Raw genomic sequence first — 20,576 nt, forward strand, 5'->3', positions numbered from 1 at the left:
ACTTCATCCTGGCACATTGATGCCGACTCGCGGCTTCCGCCGCAGCCTCGGGACGGGGAAGTCCCTTTCATTCTCTAAAGTTCAAAAGATACATTGCCGACAAGACAGAAGGAGAACACACCTGATAGTCCTTATGCAAACCACATCAAGTAAATGGCTCGACCGTGTTAAAGAAGGTCTCACAGTCACCAAGGACTTGCTGGAAGTCCTTCTTAAACTCGCACCTCTTGCGCTGATGCCTCCGGCGATGGCGCTGTGGGTCTTTCTCCGACGCATTGGATGGACGGAGGTATTTAGTGACTCAATCGGCTCGATACCTGGTCTGATTACACTGCTCGTCTGTGCTGTGATGGTGTTGCTGTTGCTCGTGCTGCAGTTCTGCCTGCCGTCGTTCCTAGTCGCGCCGTCTGGAGAAGCACTCACGGTGACACAGGATCCGAAGCGCGTGTGGAAGCTCGCTTGCTGGCTGCACGTCTTGTCGGCCATCGTATGGGAAGTGAGTTTTGGCATCAGTATCCTGGCAGCAAAAGACCCTAAAACGGGACCGATCTGGGTCGCCACAGGCCTGTCTGCACTAGTCGCAGTATGCTTCGCTGCAATATTCAAACGTGACCTTGTTCAGGACATTGCTGCCAAGCCCAGTTGGCAGCGTCCGCTCATCGTGGTACTGGTTTCTGCTTCCCCGGTTTTCGCCTCATTCGCAACCGCATTACCCTTGCTCTCGCTGATGTGGATTACGGGGGCATCGAAACTTCCCGACAGAGAAGCAAGCGTTGTCTTCATGCTATGTTGCGTGGCGAGCATCGTGGGGCTCTTCCCCGGTCTTGCATACCTGAAGGCGAAACTCGAAGGACATTCGATAGGGCGTGCGATCAAGACTACGGCAATCGTGGTCGCGGTTCTTTGTTATTTCTACCTGAGCTTCGTTTTCTACTTTGCCCCGATCTCATCGCTCTCGTTGCGGATTGCCGGCGTTTACGATACCCGCCTGCACACCTTCCAGATTTTAAACAGTAAGCTGGTCCCCGCGTTACGCGCCGTCCATATCGTTCCGTTTGGAAAGGACGATTCCACGGGCGACGGCAAAGCGGAGCAATTCTTTGATGCGTATGTGCGGTACAACTTTGGTGGTGTCAAGCTCTTTTGCCATAATCCGTTTGAGCTAGACTCGGTCACGCGGGATGCCGTCATTGCCGCTAAGGAGCAGGATAAACCGGACCCATATCTTGTCGCTGGCGACTGGTGTGTTCCTGCGAAGGCAGACGACGTTAAGCCGGTACGTAGGGACGCCCGTTGATTTCAATATTTGAGCCGGTGCTCAATCAGTCAAGATCGTCACGGGCATGCTTACGGGTATTGATACCAATATCTCGCATACCGAAAATGTGTTAGTAATACGTCAGACCATATAAGAAGCATGGCACGGGGCGGTAAGTCGCTGACACCGCATACATGAGAGACCAGATTAAAAGATCGAGATGGCCGTTCGAAAAGAATTATTCGTTAATGCACTTCAACTTGTCGATGTCGATTCTCGCACCAACGTCCCATCGGTCATCACCTACCACGGCGGCAAAGCGCTAATCGGATACGAAGCCCTGGAGAGCAGTGTTGACCCAACGCTGGTCAATGAGAACTTCAAGCTCGAACTGGGTCGCGTGACGCCGGCACGCGTGCGGCCACCTCTGTTTGACTGCGCGGACGGCAAGCCGCGTTCAGCTAACGAGATCACGCAAGACTTCGTTGAAGCACTGATTAAGCGAGCGTCAGAATGGATCGCGGCTCGAGAGCATAAGGCAGCCGACAGGATCATCGTAGCGGAACCTCTTAGTCTCGAACGGGAAGGCAACTGGCTTGCAAATTACCGGAATCGCATGAAGGCGATTCTGCAAAAGCAGTTCAAGGAAGTCGATTTCCTGCCAGAACCTTTTGCTGTTTTCCAGTTTTACCGCTATGGCGTCAAGCACCCCATCGTAGCAGCGAACCGGAAGCATGTTGCACTCGTGATTGACTTCGGTGGCGGGACCTTTGACGTGTCGGTGGTCGAGACCACGGCCACGGGCGATGTAAGCCAGAGCGGACGACACGCGCGGCCCCTTGCTGGCGCCTCGATTCCCGTTGGAGGTCACTATATCAATCGTTCCATTGCGAAAAAGCTTATCGCTGACAACCTTGCGAAGGGAGTTGACAGAAGCACGCTCACAAAAGCCTGGAACGCATACGATATGGTGGCCGATGAGGAGGGACGGAGCTTCCAATCGTTGCGAGACGACCTTAAGAACTTCATCCGCAACGTCCGAAAGCTGACCAGCGAAATTGAAAAGGCCAAGATATCCCTATGCGGCATGATCCGTGACTGGAGGTTGAATGCGCAATTCTCGACGCCCCCATCGCATCAGATCCAGGTTCCGACAAATCCCCTCTTAGGAACACCGGATCTGAAGAGCGTCAGGCTCGACGCGCTCTGGCTACGTGATACTTTCATTGATCGCATCTGGAAAGAACGACTGAAACCCGAAATCAGCGCATGTCTTTCTCGGGCTCAGGCAGAACTCGAGGGTAAGCCCATCACCGTCATTCTCTTGTCGGGAGGTTCGGCCAACATCCGATGGCTCGAGAAACTGATTGAGGAACAGTTTGCTCACAGCCTGCCCGAAGCGAATGTCTTGTCGCTCGAAGCGAACTTTCAGGAAATCGTCTCGAAAGGACTGGCCATCGAATGCGCCAGAAAGACATTCACGGAGGGTACGGGCGACTTTCAGTCGGTCACCTATAACCGTCTGTGCCTGCTGCTCGCATCAGACGACGGTCATCCTGCGATATATCGCTACAAGCCCCAGTTCAACGGTGGCATGTCCGATCTGCTGGATGATGGCGTCCTGCTCAGATCGGCGAGCGCTCTTAAGGAAAAAATCGACACGCCGCTGCGTTGGAAAGTGCGCCTTCAATCGCCTCCACGGCGGCAGCTCAACTATTATTTCCTTCGTTCTTCCCTGGACGTCGAAGACATCGGAAGTCTGCACAACGTCCAGCACCGGGTCAACACACCGGCTGGGGCGAAGTTTGATGGTTCAATTCACGTCGAGCTGACTGTATCAGACGACGGAACGGCATCACCACGTTTCATTTATCGGCAGGGACACGACGATGTCCCGGAGATCGCTGTTGACGGCGAGCGTTTCTACATCGACATGACGGCCGGTGGCCGGACTACGTTAGGCGAGGCCTACATCGGTTTCGATTTCGGAAGCAGCAATTCGTCCATCTCGTACGTAGAGCAGAGCGCAGTGAAGGTGTATTCGCAGCGCGCCGGAGAGAAGGGATGGATGGAACTAAACGAAATGATGCACGAGCTTCCTCTTTGCATCGCAAGGCCCTTGGCGAAGTACATTTCGTCAACCACCATCGGTCCTCGTAACATCGAATATGTGGCTGCCTTGGAGGCGATGCTAGGATTCGCAGCAGCCGTCACATACGCAGAACACTGCGCGCTTCTTGGGCGTTCGAAAGGCAAGCTTCTAAAAGGCTTCGACAAAGCATCGGTCGGTCCAATCTGGGCTCTCTTGCGGCAATCCCTGGCGTCCGTAGGGAGCAGAGGTACCTTTTCCCGCGCGCTCCGTGACCTGGTAAGCGAAACGCATCACAAATGGATTGATGAGGCGATATCGGCAGCGAATGATATCAAGCATGGACGAGACCCAGGTTCGGCGGATCTCCATAGAGCGCTCAATCTGCTGGGGAACAAGATTCTTACGTGCATGTCGGGGAGGAGTTTCGGATATTTCGAAAACGTCACTCGCACCGGGTTTAGCCGGAAATACGCGGGATTGTTCAAGGTCGCACGCGGAACGGAAAGCCACTTCTTGCACGCACTCGATTACACCGGACCCGGTGATTTCTCGGCAGCAGAAGCGTTCATCATCGACATCGAAGCCGGTAGGGCTCTATCTCTTACGCCGTTCATGTTTTGGCATTCGCTAAATGGTGAAATTGATCCGACTATTGCAGTTCTTGACACCATTGGAGCGAAGGGAACAACTTTCAAGCTAGTGGAGACGGGGAAGTCGATAACCTTGGATTCCGGGCACGAGGTCGGCGAGCTTCATGAAGCATGCGTCAGCGCTTTTGAAGAGCAGGACTGTCCAAAGGAAATCCTCTCCGACCTCCAATTTTCGGACGACCAAGGGACATAGCGTCCGGGCGGCTCAGTCAGAACATGTTACTAATTGGGAAGGCGAATATGTCCGAAGACCAACTGAGCCGGATGATTGACATACCGTCTCCGGCTTGAGATTCGCACTGCTTGTCGAGGTCGCCCGTTCGGCGAAGGTGCTTAATCGCAACGCCCGGTCGCTCCAACGGCGGCGTGTCACGCTCTAATCCTAGAGAGCAGTCCGGTGCCGCAACAGAGAGTGATATGGGGTGGATCGGGTTGACATAAAAACCGACAACGCACGATCGTATATACGCATGTATGTAGGAGTGCGGATTACAGTGGGATTTATCGATCCAGTAGCTCTTTTATTCCCTCGAGAAATTGGACGGCCTCATAGTCTTGCACGAGTTGTTCAAAGCCGCGGACAACGTCGGCTTCCATCGTGTGAAGACCTTTTTCGCCCTGAAAGTTGGATCTGAAGGCCTGATTGAACCGGTTGTTCAAGTAGGAACTGACTTCCTCAATTTTTTCTGGCCTGCCTGAGTCCGTGAAGAGAACCGACTTGGGCGAAGCTGCATCATAGAAAAGGTTATGCCGCCACTTGGGTACGAAGTTCGCGGGCCTCTCGTCGGTAATCCACATGGAACCGATAACTTTAAGCTTGCCTTTCATGCCCTTAGGCGTTATGAAGGTCCACACCTTGCGGGGCAGCCGTGCCTGAAGTTCAACAAGCTTGTCGGTATTGGCCCCAAGTGTGCCTATCCGCCCTTCGGCTATATCCGAAGCGAAGTCTTTCCAGTAGTAGAAGATATCCAAATCTACTCCATTCTCAATTCGGCGATTTTTAGTCAGACGCTGGGACGTCCAACTGGAGGCCGACGATCAGCCATTCAGTTACCAGGGGCGCCTCAAATACCGGCGCAGCGGCCCTGCAGACTGTGAAACCGGCCCCAGCGACTAACGAAAGAATTTCTTGACTGTGCCCGGCCATGCGCATCGTCAGAGAGCCGCTCCGAACGGCCGGCGCTTATTTCCAGAGGCTTGCCGGGAATTCGAATGCCTCAGGCTGCAATACGTCGCTCTTCTGCCAAATTACCCGATCGAGGGTAACTGACAAATTCCACGTTTCAGCGGCAACGGGTTCTTTCTTTGCGAATGCCTTGGGGGTAAGCAGAGCGACGCACTCACCTTGCGCCGGATCACGTACGGATCGATACACGATCGCGTCGATGCGAGCCTCGCGTGCGACCCCGGCAAACGCCTGGCAATAGCCATGCTCGGTTTTGTTCTCGAACGCGGTCTGCTGGCGTAAAAAGGGCGGTCGGCGAATATCAACAGCGCGTCCCCGAATCGCCGCCTTGAACAGTGTCTGTGGCAAGGTATCGATCGATCCAAGCGACGGCGATTCAGTCAGAAAGCGCCAGCGCCAATAGCCAAGCTCTGCACAGGCAGTGCTTTTATTGTAGGCGGCATAAAAGACACCTGGATCATAAGGTCGTCGAAAGCGCGAGCCATACCTGGACGTCGGATACCGAAAGGGCGTGAACAGTAACCAGTGAAGTCCGAGGGACGTGGCAGGAACCGGAGGTTTCGAGGTTTCGAGCAACGCTTCCAGCTGTGCCTGTTCCGCCAGACTGTCAACGAGCGACATGGTTGCTACGCGATGTTGAGCCTCGACAGCACGCCACGTATCCTCGATAAGCTCGCGAGCCTCAGATGCGACCTCGGTAGAGGTCCAGGTATTCGACGACATTAACGAGTCCTCGCGCGGAGCGGATAAGATCGATCGGTCTTGCATTCAGCGCGGTGTTCTCGCCCGTCAGCCATGCTTGAGCTTTCTCGCCTGGGCCCACAATGGCATCGAGTGAGCGAAACAAACGCACCAGCAATAACGCCAATTCCCATTCTTTGCCTCGCGATTGCTCAAGTTGGTATGTGCCCGCGACAAGTCGCGAGACGGAAGACGTACTGAGTCCGAGCACTTCGGCTAGCGTCGTCTGGCTTATGCGTAGAGCGGCCGCCGCCCGCACGGCCGCTTTAGAAAGGGTGGCGGCCGGGGTTGGACCGACTGCTGCATGATCTCGCGTTGACGATGCCATGATTAGCTTCCTGTGTTTGTGTTTCCACAGAAATCATAGCGCTGTTTAGTTTCCACAGCAACCTGAAAGTGCGTGAAATCCAAGCGTAGGAGGGTGAAACGCTGATATTTGGGCGCCTAAATCCCGTTTTATAGAACGTTCATGCGTTTTTACGCGGAAGCGGACCGCAGTCGGAACGCTCTGGGGCGGCGGCCATTACGCACGCAACCGGTGAGGCACAGGAAAGACCTGCTAAAGGACGAGCCACAGCGGCACACATCTTTGTGGTAATCGCGACTTTCGTACCGTCTGCCGGGCCACGGATGACCGTACCCGTCGCATGGCTGGCCGCACATATGGCGCGGGTCTGCCGTCGGGCATAGCGGCGGTCGCCACGAATGTCATCAACATCGTGTTCCTGTCGCCAACGGTCTGGGGCCAATGACCGCCGGACGGTGAGGGGCGAACAGGGTAAGCACTTATGGGCTGCAGCGCATAAGTGCGAACCTTGCCGCTCCCCTTCTAGCGACGGATGAAACGCCGCTCCCAGCTTTCCTGAAGCTCGTCTGGCAAAACAGGCGCACCGTTTTCAGGGGATGCGCCGGGTTTTACTTCCGCGCGACGTGGACGTCGCCAGTGTTACAGTTTGACGTCCCCTCGCTCCGGCGACGCCGGCGAATCCGCAACGCTTTCACCGATCCGCATATCGCCGCGCTCATCGACGGGAAGCTCCGTGCGGCCTTTCCAGTATGGCTTGCTGCCGTAGTACGCATGCACGGTCGCGGCCCAGTTCGGATCGGCCATGGCCGGCCAGTTACCCTTGTCGAAGCCCGGTGCATTCCTGATCTGCTCGGATGATACCGACAGCACAAAACATTTGCGCGACGTGTCGAGCGTCAGCGCGCGCCACGGGATCGCGAGCAGCTTGCCGCCGATGCCGAGAAAGCCGCCGCTTGCTAGCACCGCGTACGCTACGCGGCCCGTGCGCACGTCGAGCATGATCTCCTTGATCTTGCCGACGTCGTCGCCGTCTGCGCTCAACACGGTATTGCCCTCGAGCGTTGCCGCCGCCATCACATCGGGGCCTGGCCCGCCGGCCGGATCGGCGCTTGTGCGCGCGATCTGCACACCGCCTTCAGTGGCGGACTGACTGGTGAGGTTCATGATAGGGCTCCCTGTTATCAACCATAGCTTGATGAAACGACGTGTGGCGCACGGCTTGGATGACGCTAACCACTCCGACAGCTACAAGCGTTTCGCGAACTGCCGTTGGACCGCGGTAATTCTTGCGGCCGTTGATGCCGCCCCGGCCCGGATTCGGCTGGCCCGGATGATGATGGTCCTGCGCATGAATAGGCGTTGCGGCATCGGTTCCTCCGTGAGGCAAGAGTGACCGCTGCATCAAGCGTGCCCGGAACCCGGTCCGAAACGCCGGCATCGGTCGCTATAGCTACGACGATTCATACGCGCTGTCCGCGAGGGCCATTGCGCCGCGCCCGTCGCGACACCTACGCCGCCGACCCGTCTGTCGTGTCCGTTCTATCAGGACTGGGCGTTGATGTTCAGGGACTTTGGGTTCGCGCCCGACGATGTGTTCGTCTCTCAACCGGCGCGGAATACGAGTGGAACCGTGGCGCTTACCTTCAATCGCTCGGGCATTGCGGAGCGTGTCCTACGCCGCGAGGAGCGGCGGCGAACCTCACCGGTAACAGTGGCGCGGGCTCGGCCGCTTTATCTGACAGGGAGATCGCGGCGTTTCTGAAACGCGGTCACGCGGACGGCTTGTCTCCCGTCGCAAGCCGGTCATGGCGCGGTGTGGGCCGCGTGCGCGCGGGCATGCAAAAGTAGCGGGGAACGCTTTTTGCGGCACGACAGAGCGAAGCGCCCACCACGCACTCTGAAGGCCGATATGAGCACGATCGACCCCGACGCCGAGCCGCCGCAAGTCGTCAACCAAAGGGGGCACGCCGGGCCCGGGCGATTCGTCCGATAGCGGCAGCGACGTGGCGGCCGCGAAGCGTCACGACTTTTGATGTCGACAGCGAACTCGCCCTTCGCGCGCTCAAAGCGGGCGACGATGCAGTCGCGAGTCCGGACCGCGCAGGCGCGGGCGAACGCGCATCCGCCGACGGTGATTCGCGGTCGCCGAAAAAGGCGACATTGATGATGACCGCATTGTCGGACCGGACATCGATGAATCCGCTGAAGGACTCGCCGACGAACTCGCTGAAGATCGTTCGAGGACGAACCGGGGTACCCACGACGAAGACAACGAGTCGGGACCCATCCCATTGGCTTGGGCGCGCGCTTTGCTTGAGGTCCGACTCACGAGGAAAGGCTTTCGCCCCGGATTGTGCTGACAGCCGTCTTCCCGATCACATATCGAACACGGAGGCACCATGTCGCTCATTGTTGCTGCACGATTCACCACTTTCCCCGCCGCCGAAGCGGCTGCCGAACGTCTTTTTGACAAAGGCTTTGTCGAAGAGGATGTGTCGCTGTTCTTCGTCAATCCGCGCGGCCAGCATGCGCGCTTTCCGATCGGCGGCGACGAGGACACGGACGCCGGTGCCACCGACGCGCCGATGGGTGCAGGAATCGGCGTGACGGTCGGTGGCGTTGCGGGTGCGATGATCGGCGTGGGCATCTTCATGGCGTTTTCGGCGCCCGTGCTGGTATCGGCAATTGCCGCAGGGGTCGGCGCGTATATCGGCTCGCTGATCGGCGCGATGTATCGCACACGCGGCGGCGGCAACGGCGCGCCTGCGCGTCATGCCGGACGGGTCCGTCACGAGGAGCGCGACTCCGGCGTACTGCTCGCGGTGCACGTGACGCCCGAAACGCAGCGCGATGCGGCGCAGGTGCTGCGCGAAGCGGGCGGTACGGCGATCGAGCGCGCGTCGGGTCGCTGGCAGCAAGGACGCTGGGCCGACTTCGACCCAACCCGCGCGCCGACACCGGTGCAACTCGACGAACGTCGCGCCTGATTGCCTTTTGATGCCGGAGCGCGGCGAGTGAAGGCGCGCCGGCTTCCTGCTTTAGGGCTGCTTCGACAGTTCGTAGTCACGCATGCCGTTCCAGGCGGCTTTCAGGAGGTGCACCCGGATTTGGCGCTGGTCGGCCTTGCTGACTTTCCGTTTGACGAGATCGAGCGCCTCGCCGCGGGACACCAGCGCGACCACACCGTGATGCTGCGCCTGGAGCCGCTCCGCCAGATCACCGATGGTCGCCCGGTCGCGAGCCGACGATCATGCGAACACGCCCGTAGAAAGATACAGATCAACATACTGCCCGGGGAGGCGCTGGCAATCAGTCGAGAGACGGGAATCATCTATCCAGAACCGATTTATCTCGGCGTGCTTGCATGTACCACAGATGATGCCCCTGTCTTCGAGACTGCGCTCGCGAAAAGGGACGCTCTGCTTGCCGTCGGCGCGGTCAGTGAGCCGTTTTTTTTTTGACGGCTGTCGGCGCACGAAACAAGGTTCCTCGGAGCATGTTGCGAGCCGGGGAGGTCATCATGATCGAATCCTGGATGGGCGTGATCGTCGGTTCGTTCGTACTCGGGATCGCGGTGACGCTGGTCACTGGCGATTATCGCCGCGAACATCTGCTGGACATGCTGCGCCTGACGCGCATCGGCAGCGTCGAACGAAAACGGATCGTCCCAGCCGGGCGGTTCCAATGTGACGTGAAACGCCAGGGGAGAACATCGGTGCGTGTGTCGCTCAGCTCGGACAGAGGCGATCGGCTGGCGGGCACGACGGTCGCGTGACGTGAACAGTTCGACGACCACCGGACGCGGCGCGGCGGCGAACGCATGCAACAACCGAGCCGAGAACAGCCACCAGCAGATCCGCAGCCGCGAACGCCAGACGTGCGGCTTTCGCGATCTACGCCGCACGCAAGCATTTCTCTCATGCTTCGGCCCGATCCGCAGCACTTCGCGCTGCCCCGACACCTGCTGAACGCCGCATGCCGTCGTGCCATACTCAAAGAACGCCTCGTCAAAAGGGATAGATGGACTGCCGCGGCCGTGGGCGAGAAATTTGTCTGATAAGGATAACTACGTTTGTAATGACCGTATAGCTTACGGCCGCCAACTTGACCAAGCCATCAACGATTCTATGTGGAGGAACTATGCCGAGGCGACATAAGGAACAGCACCGTCTCGAATCCATTCGCTGGTTGCGCGCCGCTGTGCTGGGTGCCAATGATGGAATTGTCTCGACGGCTAGCCTTGTTACCGGAGTCGCATCAGCGCACGCCGCTCATGGAAGCGTCGTGCTCACGGCCGTGGCCGGCGTGGTTGCTGGGGCCATGTCGATGGCGACGGGGGAATACGTATCGGTTTCCTCTCAGGCGGATACTGAGAAGGCAGCCTTGCTCCAAGAGCAAGCTGAGCTCAATGCCGATTTCTCGCGCGAGCATCGAGAATTGGCAGCAATCTATGTGCGGCGCGGGCTGGATTTTCCGCTTGCCAGGCAGGTCGCTGAAAAGCTGATGGCGTACGACGCACTGGGTGCGCACGCGCGTGATGAACTGGGCATTTCGGAGGTCACTTCTGCCCGGCCTCTGCAAGCCGCGCTGGCTTCTGCCTGCAGCTTTGCGGTTGGCGCCGCGTTGCCGGCTATCGTTGCCGCTCTCGCGCCGGAATCGATTCTGCTTCTGGCCATAGTCCTCTCTGCCCTGATTTCGCTAGCCGCTTTAGGCGGTTTGGCCGCGAAAGCGGGCGGGGCGAAAGTTGGCCCGGGCGTTGTCCGCGTGGTCTTCTGGAGTGCGTTGGCAATGGGCGTGTCATCGGGTGTCGGCGCGATGTTTGGCGCGATCGCCTGAGGCGCCGAACAGAGGAGACACATCCAGGAAAGCCCGACCAGGAAGCGGTCGGGAAGCGCTGCAACTGCTTGTAAATCTTGCGACGGCGCTGTCAACTTACCGGTAGCGGGACGAGACGGCGGCAAAGAGGTGCGGCACCCAGAAAGCCGTAGACGGACTGGGCGATCTCGGTGAATTCCGCGCAGCTTTGTCAAGTTGACGGGCGTAGGTTTCCTGTGTGGATCAAGAGTAGTTCTTCTTACCAGAGAACTTTATCCACTGCGGAAGTGACAGCCCAACCATGCCATCTGGCGAGGCGTTCCAGGAGTAAGGCACGATGACTTGCCGCGTGCATTTGATGGCGGGGCAACGCGACATGCTGCCGGATTGGGCCGAAACATGGGAGAAACGCCTGCATAGGACGGGCATCGCGAAAACCGCACATCTGCATTCCAGCACGTTGAGTTCGGCACCATGCTCATCGACCGCGCGCCACGGCAGATACGGCTCGCCGCGCAACGTTACGAACAGATGGGCCCGGGGATTTCACCCCGAGCCTCTCGCGAAAACGCGCGTAAACTTCTCCATTCACACGGCTCCCGTTATCCAACCTTTACCCCAGAAACTGCCAGTGACCAACCTGTCGCGGGTACGCCTTCCTCATCCTGTACAACCACTCGTCGCTACGCGTTTATCCCAGCGAGAGAATGATGCTAAAGGAAAAGGTATGGCTATTTAAGTCAGCCAGGGCCTGATTTAATGAGCGCTGCCTGGAAAAGCGTTTGCGCAGCGGTTATTTAGTCCGGCCACATCGCTTAAAAGTCATAAGCCCACTTCCCCTCAGAACCCCATGTGGCGTGGGCTGAGAATGCGATTCAAACACATGCGCGCGGCGCGATCCACGTCTTGCAAGAAACCGCCTATCACGATGCGACCACCATACATTATTTTCATCCGATCGCGCCCTTCATTCGGACTTAGCATTTGGGTCCGGCTTTTGAAAACCGAATTCGCAATGCCGGATATAAGAAACTGGAATACCGAATATCACAGCGTTGGCGCGTCACCGGTAATTGATGCGTCATGAAACGCTAATCCAGATAATGGAGACACGCACGTGCTAAGCCCTCACGAATTCGCCACGCTCATGCTCGTGAAGTCCGCGCCCGAGCAGATTGACCTGAACCGGGAAGAACTTGACACCCTGCTGGAACGTCAGTTGATCGCGCTCGAAGAGCTCGCGTCTGGCGCCCAGCGTCCCCGCCTCACCCGCGATGGCTATTCAGTCCTTCGCGCCATCACCGGAAAACACTGAGCGGCGATTGTCGCGGACGTGTTGAGGATTGCATTGTCGCAACCGGGGCACGTCACGCGTATAGCGACGTGTCTACGGTGACGGTCGATTCCGCAAGCACGCTGCAAAAGCACCGCACATGCGCGCGCCACCTCCGTGCATGTTCGGTCTACTCACGCGATCCCGATGTCCCACGTGACCCGCCAGAATGGTGCGGCACCTCCGCGGGGATCGCCCATATGGGAGTCAACATGATGAACCAGGACCAGATTGCTGCAACCCGACAGGCCAATCTCGATCTGTTTTTCGGGCGGAGCAGCAAGGCAGTCGAGGGCGTTGAGAAACTGGCTGCACTGAACATACAGGCGATCCGGGCAACGGTCTCGGACACGTTCGATCTGGCGCAGAAGTCGTTGTCGGTGAAGGAGCCGCAGGACTGGCTTGCGCTGCAAAACGGCGCCGCCGCGGCGATCGCAGAAAAGGTACAAAGTTACAGCCGCCAGCTATTCGACATCGCATCGGCGACTCAAGCCGAATTCGCACGGATTGGACAGGCGCAGGGCGAAGCCTACCGGCGCCAGATGCAGACGGTGGTGGAGGACGCAACCAAAAACGCGCCGGCCGGCTCTGAAGCCGCCATGGCCGCGCTGAATTCCGCCATCGCGGCCGCCAGTACGCTGTATGAAACCCTGCAGGGCGCAAGCCAGCAGGCGGTCGAAGTCACACGGAGCAACCTCGACATGGCCGCGGCAGCCGCGAAGAGCGCCCGACGTGCGATTGATCCCGTATTGCCTGCAGCAAAGCGATAGCGGGCCGGTGCCGTCTCTGACGGCGAAAGTCGCTCAATTTCAAGGAATCCCTGACAGGGGCGTCACCGGCTGATGGCTGTGCGAGGCACCCGGGGTTCGCAAGGGCGGCCGTCTCAGGCGGAACGGCTCCGAGATTCCCGGCAATCCGGGCAACGGCAGGTAGCGGTGCCGAAGATATCAAACCCGAAGCGTTGCATGAACAGGTTGAAGCGGTTTTCGAAAGGCACTTTTTCACACTGCGCAAACGCGTCGGCAGCAGCAGATGCGCATCTCAATGTATGCGTCGGGCACACTGCGGAACCGATCGTCCCTGGCGCGGAAGAACCCAAAAGGCCGATCTGATCGTCACCGGTCGCCGTGGGCGTGGCGTTTTCATCGCTGGTTGCGCGGCTCGGTTTCGCGTATGCGCACTGCCCGGTGATGGTCGTGCGTTGAACTGGGAATATTCATACTTATTAGATATCCGAATGATAACGGATGCAGCATGACTAAGTCCCATGCGAACACGTCTGCCTGCTGCGAAGGTAGCCCACGGCGGGGTCCATTAAAACTCCTGCCACACGCGCGTGCTCAAGACGAACAACGTGATGATCTGGGCGGTATTTTTCATCAAACCACGATAGCGAGTCTTCGCATAACCGAAGTGCCGCCTGATGACGCGAAACGGGTGTTCGACCTCGGTACGGATGCCGGCCTTGAGGCGCCCGATCTTTTCGCAGTCAGTTAATAACAGCGCAGAACGCAGATGCCACGCATGATGCGACCGATGAGTCGTCGCGCACTACCTTTGACGCACCATCGCGACCGGATGCCCACGGACAAGGCCACCTTGTCGCGACCGCGGCGTTTTCCGGAGGCCGGGTAGGGGACCAGCGGCTTGCCGGACTCCGGTATCGCCACGCGTTGGCCGGCATCCACTTGGACACACGGTGATTCTGCTGAACATAGTCGCCGCCGTCGGGTGCTCGCTCGCGTCGCAGTTCGCGATCAGGAACCTGATCGACGCCCTGCCCATCGGCCGGGCGCATCCCACACAGGTAGTCCATGCGTTTTTCGTCATCGTCGCGCTGCTGTTCGCCGACACCCTGTTCTGGCGTCTCGCAGGATGGGCGAGCGTGCGCACTTCGTTGCGGTGACGGGGGGCCGCGCGCCGCGAACTGTTCGGCTATCTGACCGGCCATTCGCCCGCCTATTTTTCAAACGCGCAGCCGGGCATGCTGGCAAGCCGAATCTCGGCGACCGCCAATGCTATTTTCACGGTCGAGAACACCTCGGCCTGGAGTGCGTTGCAGCCGCTTCTGTCGGTCGTGGGGGCCGTCGTGCTTATCGGCTGGGTGAGTGCATGGATGGCGTTTTCGCTCGTCGGGCATTTCCATCTGCATGACTGCCTTTCTGTTCTGGCTGGCGAAGAAGGCCGGAGCGCGTCATGTGCACTTTGCTTCACGCGCCGCATCCGTCGACGGCGAGCTGATCGATGTGATCGTAATATGGTGACCGTCCGGACGCTTGTCGCCACGGCGCGTGAATGCCTGCGCTTCGGAACATGTATCGAAGACGAGATGGCGTCCCGTCAGGTCAGTCTGCGTTACCTCGAAAAGCTCAGGCAGCTGCACGCGACCCTCACGGTGCTCCTGTCCTGCTGCCTGCTCGGCTGGGTGCTCTGGCTCTGGACAAGAGAAAGGGCTACAACGGGCGACGTGGTGCTGGTCAGCTCGCTCGGCTTCGCGATCCTGCATGGGCACGCGCGACCTCGCCGTGGCGCTCGTGGACATGACGCAGCATGTTGCGCGGCTCGCTGACGTCGCGCAGTCGCTGCTGATGCCGCGCGAAATGGAAGAGAACGTGGGCGTGCCGCCACTGCAGATCCGCGACGCGAACATCGATTTCGAGAACATCACGTTTTCGTACGCCGGCCGCCGTCGCGTGCTGGATCATTTCAGTCTCCATATCGACGCGGGCCAGCGGGTCGGTCTGGTCGGGCCTTCCGGTGCGGGCAAGAGCACCGTGCTCGCGCTGCTGCAATTCGTTCGATCCGCCGTCCGGCTCGGGAGCCGTGAGCATCTCGGGCCAGCGCCTATGTGACATCAGCCTGAACAGCCTGCACGATGCGATCGGCGTCGTGCCTCAGGACATCTCGCTGTTCAATCGTTCGTTGCTTGACAACCTGCGTTATGGACGCCCCGACGCGACGGAAGCCCAGGTGCTGCAAGCCTGCGAGCACGCAGGCTGTCTGGATCTGATCCGATCGTTGCCCGGTGGCTTGCAAACCATCGTGGGCGAGCGCGGGACACGGCTTTCGGGCGGACAACGGCAACGCGTCGCGATTGCCCGCGCGTTTCCGAAGGATGCGCCGATTCTGCTGCTCGATGAGGCGACCTCCTCGCTCGACAGCGCATCGGAAGCGGTGATCCTGGCCGCGCTGGAGAGACTGATGAAGGGACGCAGGTGGTCGCGATCGCGCATCGGCTGTCTACGTTGCAGAACTTCGATCGCATTGTCGTCATCCAGCATGGGCGGCTCGTCGGCGATGGGCCACCGCAGGAACTCGCGCGCCGGCTTGGCATTTACCGCGATGTGCTGCTTCGTCAGGAGCGTCGGGTCACTACCATGCACGCCTGATGCCGGCCTTGGATCGCGAAGGCTGCGTTTGGACCACTGATCTGGGGGATGACTCGACAACAACCTTCCGGTGTCCCGCAGGCTCAACTGGAACCGAAAATACCGGCGCGCACCGCGCAACTGATAATGACCGCCCGGGAAGCGGTGGCCCTGATGATCGAGTCTGTTTTCTTCCTCGCCCATTGTTCGCGATGGCTCCGGCAATATGAGAAAGCCATACGGCTCGCAATCAACGTCGAGATCGACCAAAGCATCATACTGCCCACGATGCGATAACCCCGCAACGTACCCGGCTAACCACCACCGAGTCCCAGCTTTCGTCTTGCGAGGCGGATAGAAGCACTCCCCGGGCGCACGCATCTCGACGTGGATTTTCTCGACCTGTCGCTGCTCACATCCGATCACGATGGGCACCTTCGGCAACTGTCGTCATGGCTTTGCCGCCTCGCGCAACGTCCGGGTGGGTCCAAACGGTGTCCGGGTCCGCTTCGATGAAACCCATCGAGTCGAGCCAGTCGACCAGCGCCGTGCGCGGACCTTGGATTCCGGCCACATTGCTGTGCACGATGCTTTGGAAACGGCCACCCTTCCAGTTCGAGTTGCTTCGCGCGTCGCGCTTCCTTGCCGTGGGTCGATCGCGATCCGCCGGCATGCCGACCCGGTTCGTTCCATCGCAAACCGGCAGCGCGCCGATATTCAGATCGTCCATCATCTGGTGAACGCAGAAAGGGTCGAAGCGCGTGTCGCCGTGTCGGCTAGGGCCCCGGCTCAGACGGGAACTGATCCGTGGAGGACCTCGGCCGTGCGGCAATAGTGGCCCTTAGCTTTTCGATTGACAGGGGCTTGGTGATGAAGGCCTGGAATCCAGCCACGAATGCGCGCGTGCGGTCGGTCTCGTCCGCGTAACCGCTGAGGGCGACGAGGTGGACAGCATCGAGCGATTTGTCCCGCCGGATTGCCTTGGCCAGTTCAAAGCCGTCGAGATCGGGCAGTCCGATATCCGCGATGATAACGTCGGGGCGGCTCATTTCGAGCAGGCGCAACGCCGCCCTACCGCTAGCTGCGGTTTCAACCGCATAACCATCAAGGGACAGCACAGTTGCAAGCGCTCTCAGCGCATCTTCACAATCGTCGATCAGCAGCACTTTGACCGCAGCGCCGGTACCGCCCGTCTCGCCATGAGCGTTATCGTCGTTAGCCGATTGCGGTCCGTCGGCCGCCAGCAGCCTTACGGTTACAGTCGTGCCTCTTCCAGCGCCGGCGCTGAAGACATCGAGCGTGCCCTGATGGAGCTCAACGATTCGTTTGGCAACAGCGAGCCCCACGCCAAGTCCGCCGTCCCGCTCCCTCTGGGTCGCGGATGACTGCACGAAGAGGTCGCAGACAGACGGCAGGTCTTCCGAACATACCCCCTCGCCGTTGTCCCGTACAGTAATGCTCACGGTCTGACCATCGCTCGCACGCCTCGCGGCGAGCGCGATATGCCCCCGCTCAGGGGTATAGGGCACAGAATTCGACAGCAGATTGGTGAGCACCTGGGTCACGCGGGCGTAGTCGGCGGACAAGGTAATGTCCTTATCCAGTCCGACGACTGTTAGCCGTTGCCGGCGCTTTGAGAGGCCATCCTGCACGGACGCCACTGCGTCGGCAGCGACTTCTTTCAGCGAGACGTTCCTGATATCGAGCCGCATCTTCCCATGCTGCAGGCGCACGGCATCCAGCAGGTCATCCATCAGCGTACGCAACCGGCCTATCTGGCGTTGTGCGATGCCAAGCAGTACCAGTGCATTTTCATTGTCCACACAATACGCCCTCGCAGCGGTGACCGCGTTGTCAATCGGTCCCATTGGCCCTAACAGTTCATGGCTGAGCATGGCAAGAAATTCGTCCCTTTGCCGGCAGTCGTCAGCCTGTTCGTCGCGAACGGTCGTCAGTCTGATTGCCGAACCGGCAACCGCTGACAGACTGGAAAGTAGCCGCACATCTTCCCGTTCGAACCGGCGAGCGGTTGAATGGGACATCACCCAGATGGCCCCGAGAGGCACGCCGTCGGTTTCGATTGGCACAACGAGGCCCTCGCTCACAGGTGTCTGCAAGCCATGAAGAACCTCGAATGTCTCGGCGGGGTCAATGAACAGGAGCGACTCCCGGGCGTCCAGCGCAGCCGCGCACGGGCAGTCGCGCCACGCCGTCAGTTTGCCTTGCAGGGCGCCGACTTCACCTGTTAAGGCGAGCCAACGAAACTGCCGGTTGCCGTCGGGTTCCTCGAGCAGACTGATACCCGCGCTTCCTGCGCGGCAGAGGTCAAGCGCCGCATCAACGACTGTCCGGAGCAGCAGGTCGCGCGGTCCCGTCTGCGCTCTCGCGAGGCGGACCAGGGCATGGCTTTCGCGCTCGTACTCCGGCGCACGGGACGCGCGTCGGCGCAGTTCGGCAGCGCCTGTACTGATGGCCGTTGATAGGGTCGGCATGGACGTGCCCCCGGGCATCGCCTGGCGGTCCGCGCGTGAGCGATAGATAGATCAGGCAGCGATAAGCAGCAAGTTTTACATTAGATGACAACCTGCCAGGTGTCAATTTTTCCCGTATCGCTTCCCGGTAATGAGGATTTGTGAAGCTCCGAGTCAGCGACGCGACGCGTGATCAGCCCGGTACGCCAGAAAGGCCGCTCGTTCTGCGGGTACCTGGAATCGCGGCGACCTGCGGGAAGCCCCAGCGATAGCGCTCCGTTTCCGGTATGGCCGCCTCCTCCTGGCGAACCTGATCGTCCGTCATGTCGTTGAGAAGCTCTTCGACACGGGAGACCAGTTCAATGTTCAGGTCCATGACCTTGAGCGCCTGCTCCTCGGCCACACGTGCGAGACGGTCGTTTGACCTGGTGGCCTCATCAAACCGGCTTGATAGTCACAGTATTCGTAGCCGGCAAGGCAGCACGGCGGGCAGCACGATGGCGATGGCGAGCAGAACAAGCAGAATTTTTCTCGTTGCGCGAAGTTCCGCGACGGGGTGGCAGTTCACCGGAGAAGTCGGGTCTTCGTACGGGTCGGACGCGCGGTCTCTTGGGCTCGGATCCATTTGTTTTTGTTGAGTGTGGCGAGTGCCCCGAGGAACTGAAAGAACCCGTTGGGCTAGCAGTCGACGAGTCGACGGGCGCCTGTTCTTTCTGCATGTGGGCCGGCGCGCTGGCAACGCGTCCGGCGCGTGCCATCAGTGCCCTGGTACTCGGCTCAGGCATTCTCTTCCAACCCATTGTGAAAAATCGACGTCTCAGTAGAGCTCGTTGCAGGGTAGCGCGTATCTACCCGCTGGCATATGCCTTGTGGCATGGAACGCGCACCTTGCGCAATGGAGGGGGCGATGAAAAGAATGACGCTGGCGGTCGCACTGTCGATAATCGCGGGAACACATCTGGGGGCGCAGGAGAGGAGCAACGCGCCTTCTGCAGGCAACGCTACGACGACCGAGCAGCCGGGTCGCGCCGTCGAACGGATGAACGACACGGCTGCTCAGGGCAGTCAGGTCAACAAGCCCGACACCCTGATGGACAAACGGGCCAAGGCGATGTCGCCTCAAGGCGCATCGACGCCAGGCAAGACGGGTAGGGTCAGCCAGTAATGCTGCCGGGGAAGGCATTGCAGGCAGGACGAGGCGCGCAACCGACGCGCCTGTCCGTCCAGCGCCGCATTCTGCTGCGTCACGGTGTCCATCTGCGAGACCGCCTGGTTGACCTTTCGAATTGCCGCGGCCCTGTTCTGCGAAAGCCGCCGCGATCTCTTCGACGTTCTGCGAAACGCGCGCCACGGCCTGGTTCACGTCGCCCTCGTGCGACTCGCATCGCCGGCAAGCGAAACGGCCGCTCTGGATCTCATTCACGGAACGGGCGATCAGCTCCCTTGATCGCTTTCGCCGCCTGCGCCGGGCGCTGCACGAGAATATGTACTTCGCCTGCCACCACCGCGAAGCCGCGGCCTTCCTCGCCTGCGCGCGCCGCTTCGCCGGCGGCATTCAACACGAGGATGTTCGTCTAGAAGCCGATGCTTTCAATGAGTCCCAGGAACCGCAACGCGACGCGGCCTGGAGCAACAGTTTGTCGCCCGGCTCCAAGACCCGGGTCACGAGTCTGCACACGGCAATAGCCAGATATTCGAAATCAGGGATGGTTACCCGTCGAGGGCCGCATCGCCGACGTGTTGCCTGCGGTCCCGCGGCTCGACGGTAGCGTAAAGCCGGGCGGACGCGATGGGAAACCAGCGCGGCAGGTCGTCAAATCAACTAGCCGAAAGGGCGTTCCTCGAACTGAAGTGGAGAGCGGCGCCCCGAAATGCGAATCAAGGCAAGAGCCGCGAAAAACACGAGCACTGCGCGCAGCGACATCTGCAACGCATTGAGATCCTTGCCTTCTCCGAATAACAGACGCCACCGTGAATGAACAGCAGAACGCCAGGCTTTCCGACGGCGTGATCCGGCTTCATGAAGTAGATTTTCCGATGCAGACTCGAGACGACCTGGCGATGCCAGGTAGCGCGTCGCAAACCGGCCGATCCAGAGTGATGGATCGGTGCCTGCGTCGACAGCGGGATCTTGAACTCGCTGCGTGTAGCGCTGTATTGAGAGAGAAGACCCCTTTCCAAATTTGCACGCTCACCGCTTTTTTGAGCGGCCCGATCGAACACACGGCGATGCGTTCGCCGCTTCGCGGTCGATTATTGATTCAAAATCAAGAGTGTTTTGACGGCGCGGGGCTAGGCGACACATTTGCCTAGGGACAAGATGGTGTACCCATTGCCTCTGGTCCTCTGCAACAT

At 59.4% G+C, this 20,576-nt stretch carries 21 protein-coding genes and 6 pseudogenes; 16 read left to right on the forward strand and 11 right to left on the reverse strand.

All coding sequences use genetic code 11. From position 1 onward, the window contains the following. Both SB822_RS33355 and SB822_RS33360 read left to right on the forward strand, forming a co-directional pair. Positions 1-1,297, forward strand: a 1,297-nt coding sequence (locus SB822_RS33355) for a hypothetical protein (protein ID WP_410856548.1), incomplete at its 5' end; no start/stop codon positions are given. 181 nt (positions 1,298-1,478) lie between these two features. Next, the gene (locus SB822_RS33360) at positions 1,479-4,193 is read left to right on the forward strand and encodes an Hsp70 family protein (RefSeq protein WP_410856549.1); all 2,715 of its coding nucleotides are present in this window, start codon (positions 1,479-1,481) and stop codon (positions 4,191-4,193) included. A gap of 308 nt (positions 4,194-4,501) precedes the next feature. Here SB822_RS33360 and SB822_RS33365 read toward each other — a convergent pair whose 3' ends face one another. From SB822_RS33365 to SB822_RS33380, 4 genes are all read right to left on the reverse strand, one after another. Beyond that, positions 4,502-4,972 (reverse strand): hypothetical protein, encoded by a 471-nt coding sequence (locus tag SB822_RS33365; RefSeq protein ID WP_410856550.1) that lies wholly within the window; start codon positions 4,970-4,972, stop codon positions 4,502-4,504. Positions 4,973-5,183: 211 nt separating this feature from the next. Continuing rightward, the gene (locus tag SB822_RS33370; RefSeq protein ID WP_410856551.1) at positions 5,184-5,909 is read right to left on the reverse strand and encodes an RES family NAD+ phosphorylase; all 726 of its coding nucleotides are present in this window, start codon (positions 5,907-5,909) and stop codon (positions 5,184-5,186) included. Further along, positions 5,869-6,255, reverse strand: a complete 387-nt coding sequence (locus tag SB822_RS33375) for an MbcA/ParS/Xre antitoxin family protein (protein ID WP_086909959.1) — start codon at positions 6,253-6,255, stop codon at positions 5,869-5,871. The genes SB822_RS33370 and SB822_RS33375 overlap by 41 nt, the downstream gene beginning before the upstream one ends. 618 nt (positions 6,256-6,873) lie before the next feature. Beyond that, complete coding sequence (locus tag SB822_RS33380) at positions 6,874-7,398, reverse strand: PRC-barrel domain-containing protein (protein ID WP_086909960.1); 525 nt, start codon at positions 7,396-7,398, stop codon at positions 6,874-6,876. A gap of 745 nt (positions 7,399-8,143) precedes the next feature. On the opposite strand from SB822_RS33380, the pseudogene SB822_RS33385 reads away from it, so the two are divergent. Both SB822_RS33385 and SB822_RS33390 read left to right on the forward strand, forming a co-directional pair. After that, a pseudogene (locus SB822_RS33385) lies at positions 8,144-8,456 on the forward strand (chemotaxis protein); the annotation flags it as partial. 177 nt (positions 8,457-8,633) lie between these two features. Continuing rightward, positions 8,634-9,221 carry a hypothetical protein gene (locus SB822_RS33390; RefSeq protein ID WP_086909962.1) on the forward strand — a complete coding sequence of 196 codons (588 nt, stop codon included), beginning with the start codon at positions 8,634-8,636 and terminating at the stop codon, positions 9,219-9,221. A gap of 96 nt (positions 9,222-9,317) precedes the next feature. Here SB822_RS33390 and SB822_RS33395 read toward each other — a convergent pair. Next, positions 9,318-9,473 (reverse strand): annotated as a pseudogene (locus SB822_RS33395) (MarR family transcriptional regulator); the annotation flags it as partial. A gap of 296 nt (positions 9,474-9,769) precedes the next feature. On the opposite strand from SB822_RS33395, the gene SB822_RS33400 reads away from it, so the two are divergent. The 3 genes and pseudogenes from SB822_RS33400 (at position 9,770) to SB822_RS33410 (ending at position 11,070) form a co-directional block, all read left to right on the forward strand. After that, positions 9,770-10,009 (forward strand): hypothetical protein, encoded by a 240-nt coding sequence (locus SB822_RS33400; RefSeq protein WP_410856552.1) that lies wholly within the window; start codon positions 9,770-9,772, stop codon positions 10,007-10,009. Positions 10,010-10,043: 34 nt separating this feature from the next. Further along, positions 10,044-10,291, forward strand: a pseudogene (locus tag SB822_RS33405) (IS6 family transposase); the annotation flags it as partial. Between the two features lie 83 nt (positions 10,292-10,374). Then, positions 10,375-11,070, forward strand: coding sequence for a VIT family protein (locus SB822_RS33410; protein WP_086909964.1), 696 nt, complete (start codon positions 10,375-10,377; stop codon positions 11,068-11,070). A 238-nt stretch (positions 11,071-11,308) separates the two neighbouring features. Here SB822_RS33410 and SB822_RS33415 read toward each other — a convergent pair. Beyond that, positions 11,309-11,580: pseudogene (locus SB822_RS33415) on the reverse strand (hypothetical protein); the annotation flags it as partial. A gap of 586 nt (positions 11,581-12,166) precedes the next feature. Here SB822_RS33415 and SB822_RS33420 point away from each other — a divergent pair. Continuing rightward, positions 12,167-12,364 carry a hypothetical protein gene (locus SB822_RS33420; RefSeq protein ID WP_086910013.1) on the forward strand — a complete coding sequence of 66 codons (198 nt, stop codon included), beginning with the start codon at positions 12,167-12,169 and terminating at the stop codon, positions 12,362-12,364. 230 nt (positions 12,365-12,594) lie between these two features. Continuing rightward, positions 12,595-13,152 (forward strand): phasin family protein, encoded by a 558-nt coding sequence (locus SB822_RS33425; RefSeq protein ID WP_410856553.1) that lies wholly within the window; start codon positions 12,595-12,597, stop codon positions 13,150-13,152. Positions 13,153-13,696: 544 nt separating this feature from the next. Here SB822_RS33425 and SB822_RS33430 read toward each other — a convergent pair. Continuing rightward, a pseudogene (locus SB822_RS33430) lies at positions 13,697-13,864 on the reverse strand (transposase); the annotation flags it as partial. A 217-nt stretch (positions 13,865-14,081) separates the two neighbouring features. Between SB822_RS33430 and SB822_RS33435 the strand changes: the two are divergent. From SB822_RS33435 to SB822_RS33455, 5 genes are all read left to right on the forward strand, one after another. After that, the gene (locus SB822_RS33435; RefSeq protein WP_410856554.1) at positions 14,082-14,288 is read left to right on the forward strand and encodes a hypothetical protein; all 207 of its coding nucleotides are present in this window, start codon (positions 14,082-14,084) and stop codon (positions 14,286-14,288) included. Positions 14,289-14,366: 78 nt separating this feature from the next. Continuing rightward, positions 14,367-14,951: a hypothetical protein gene (locus tag SB822_RS33440; RefSeq protein WP_410856555.1), complete on the forward strand. Its 585-nt coding sequence runs from the start codon at positions 14,367-14,369 to the stop codon at positions 14,949-14,951. Further along, positions 14,923-15,234, forward strand: a complete 312-nt coding sequence (locus tag SB822_RS33445; protein ID WP_410856556.1) for an ATP-binding cassette domain-containing protein — start codon at positions 14,923-14,925, stop codon at positions 15,232-15,234. The genes SB822_RS33440 and SB822_RS33445 overlap by 29 nt, the downstream gene beginning before the upstream one ends. Then, on the forward strand, positions 15,206-15,811 hold the full coding sequence (locus tag SB822_RS33450) for an ATP-binding cassette domain-containing protein (RefSeq protein WP_410856557.1): 606 nt from the start codon (positions 15,206-15,208) through the stop codon (positions 15,809-15,811). Before SB822_RS33445 ends, SB822_RS33450 begins: the two co-directional genes overlap by 29 nt. A gap of 8 nt (positions 15,812-15,819) precedes the next feature. After that, entirely contained in the window at positions 15,820-16,047 is a 228-nt protein-coding gene (locus tag SB822_RS33455) for a hypothetical protein (protein ID WP_410856558.1), read from the forward strand. Positions 16,048-16,162: 115 nt separating this feature from the next. On the opposite strand, the gene SB822_RS33460 is transcribed toward SB822_RS33455, so the two are convergent. The 3 genes from SB822_RS33460 to SB822_RS33470 form a co-directional block, all read right to left on the reverse strand. Next, entirely contained in the window at positions 16,163-16,483 is a 321-nt protein-coding gene (locus SB822_RS33460; RefSeq protein WP_410856559.1) for a hypothetical protein, read from the reverse strand. A 43-nt stretch (positions 16,484-16,526) separates the two neighbouring features. Next, the gene (locus SB822_RS33465) at positions 16,527-18,242 is read right to left on the reverse strand and encodes a response regulator (RefSeq protein ID WP_410856560.1); all 1,716 of its coding nucleotides are present in this window, start codon (positions 18,240-18,242) and stop codon (positions 16,527-16,529) included. Between the two features lie 172 nt (positions 18,243-18,414). Further along, positions 18,415-18,597, reverse strand: coding sequence for a hypothetical protein (locus SB822_RS33470; protein ID WP_133061241.1), 183 nt, complete (start codon positions 18,595-18,597; stop codon positions 18,415-18,417). A gap of 531 nt (positions 18,598-19,128) precedes the next feature. Between SB822_RS33470 and SB822_RS33475 the strand changes: the two genes are divergently transcribed. Continuing rightward, positions 19,129-19,386, forward strand: a complete 258-nt coding sequence (locus SB822_RS33475; protein WP_133061240.1) for a hypothetical protein — start codon at positions 19,129-19,131, stop codon at positions 19,384-19,386. Here SB822_RS33475 and SB822_RS33480 read toward each other — a convergent pair. After that, positions 19,341-19,795, reverse strand: a pseudogene (locus tag SB822_RS33480) (methyl-accepting chemotaxis protein); the annotation flags it as partial. The gene SB822_RS33475 and the pseudogene SB822_RS33480 sit on opposite strands and share 46 nt — an antisense overlap. A gap of 397 nt (positions 19,796-20,192) precedes the next feature. On the opposite strand from SB822_RS33480, the gene SB822_RS33485 reads away from it, so the two are divergent. Then, positions 20,193-20,534 (forward strand): hypothetical protein, encoded by a 342-nt coding sequence (locus tag SB822_RS33485; protein ID WP_165778964.1) that lies wholly within the window; start codon positions 20,193-20,195, stop codon positions 20,532-20,534. Positions 20,535-20,576 lie beyond the last annotated feature (42 nt).

The organism is Paraburkholderia sp. SIMBA_054 (assembly GCF_046534875.1).
Classification (GTDB): Bacteria; Pseudomonadota; Gammaproteobacteria; order Burkholderiales; family Burkholderiaceae; genus Paraburkholderia; species Paraburkholderia hospita.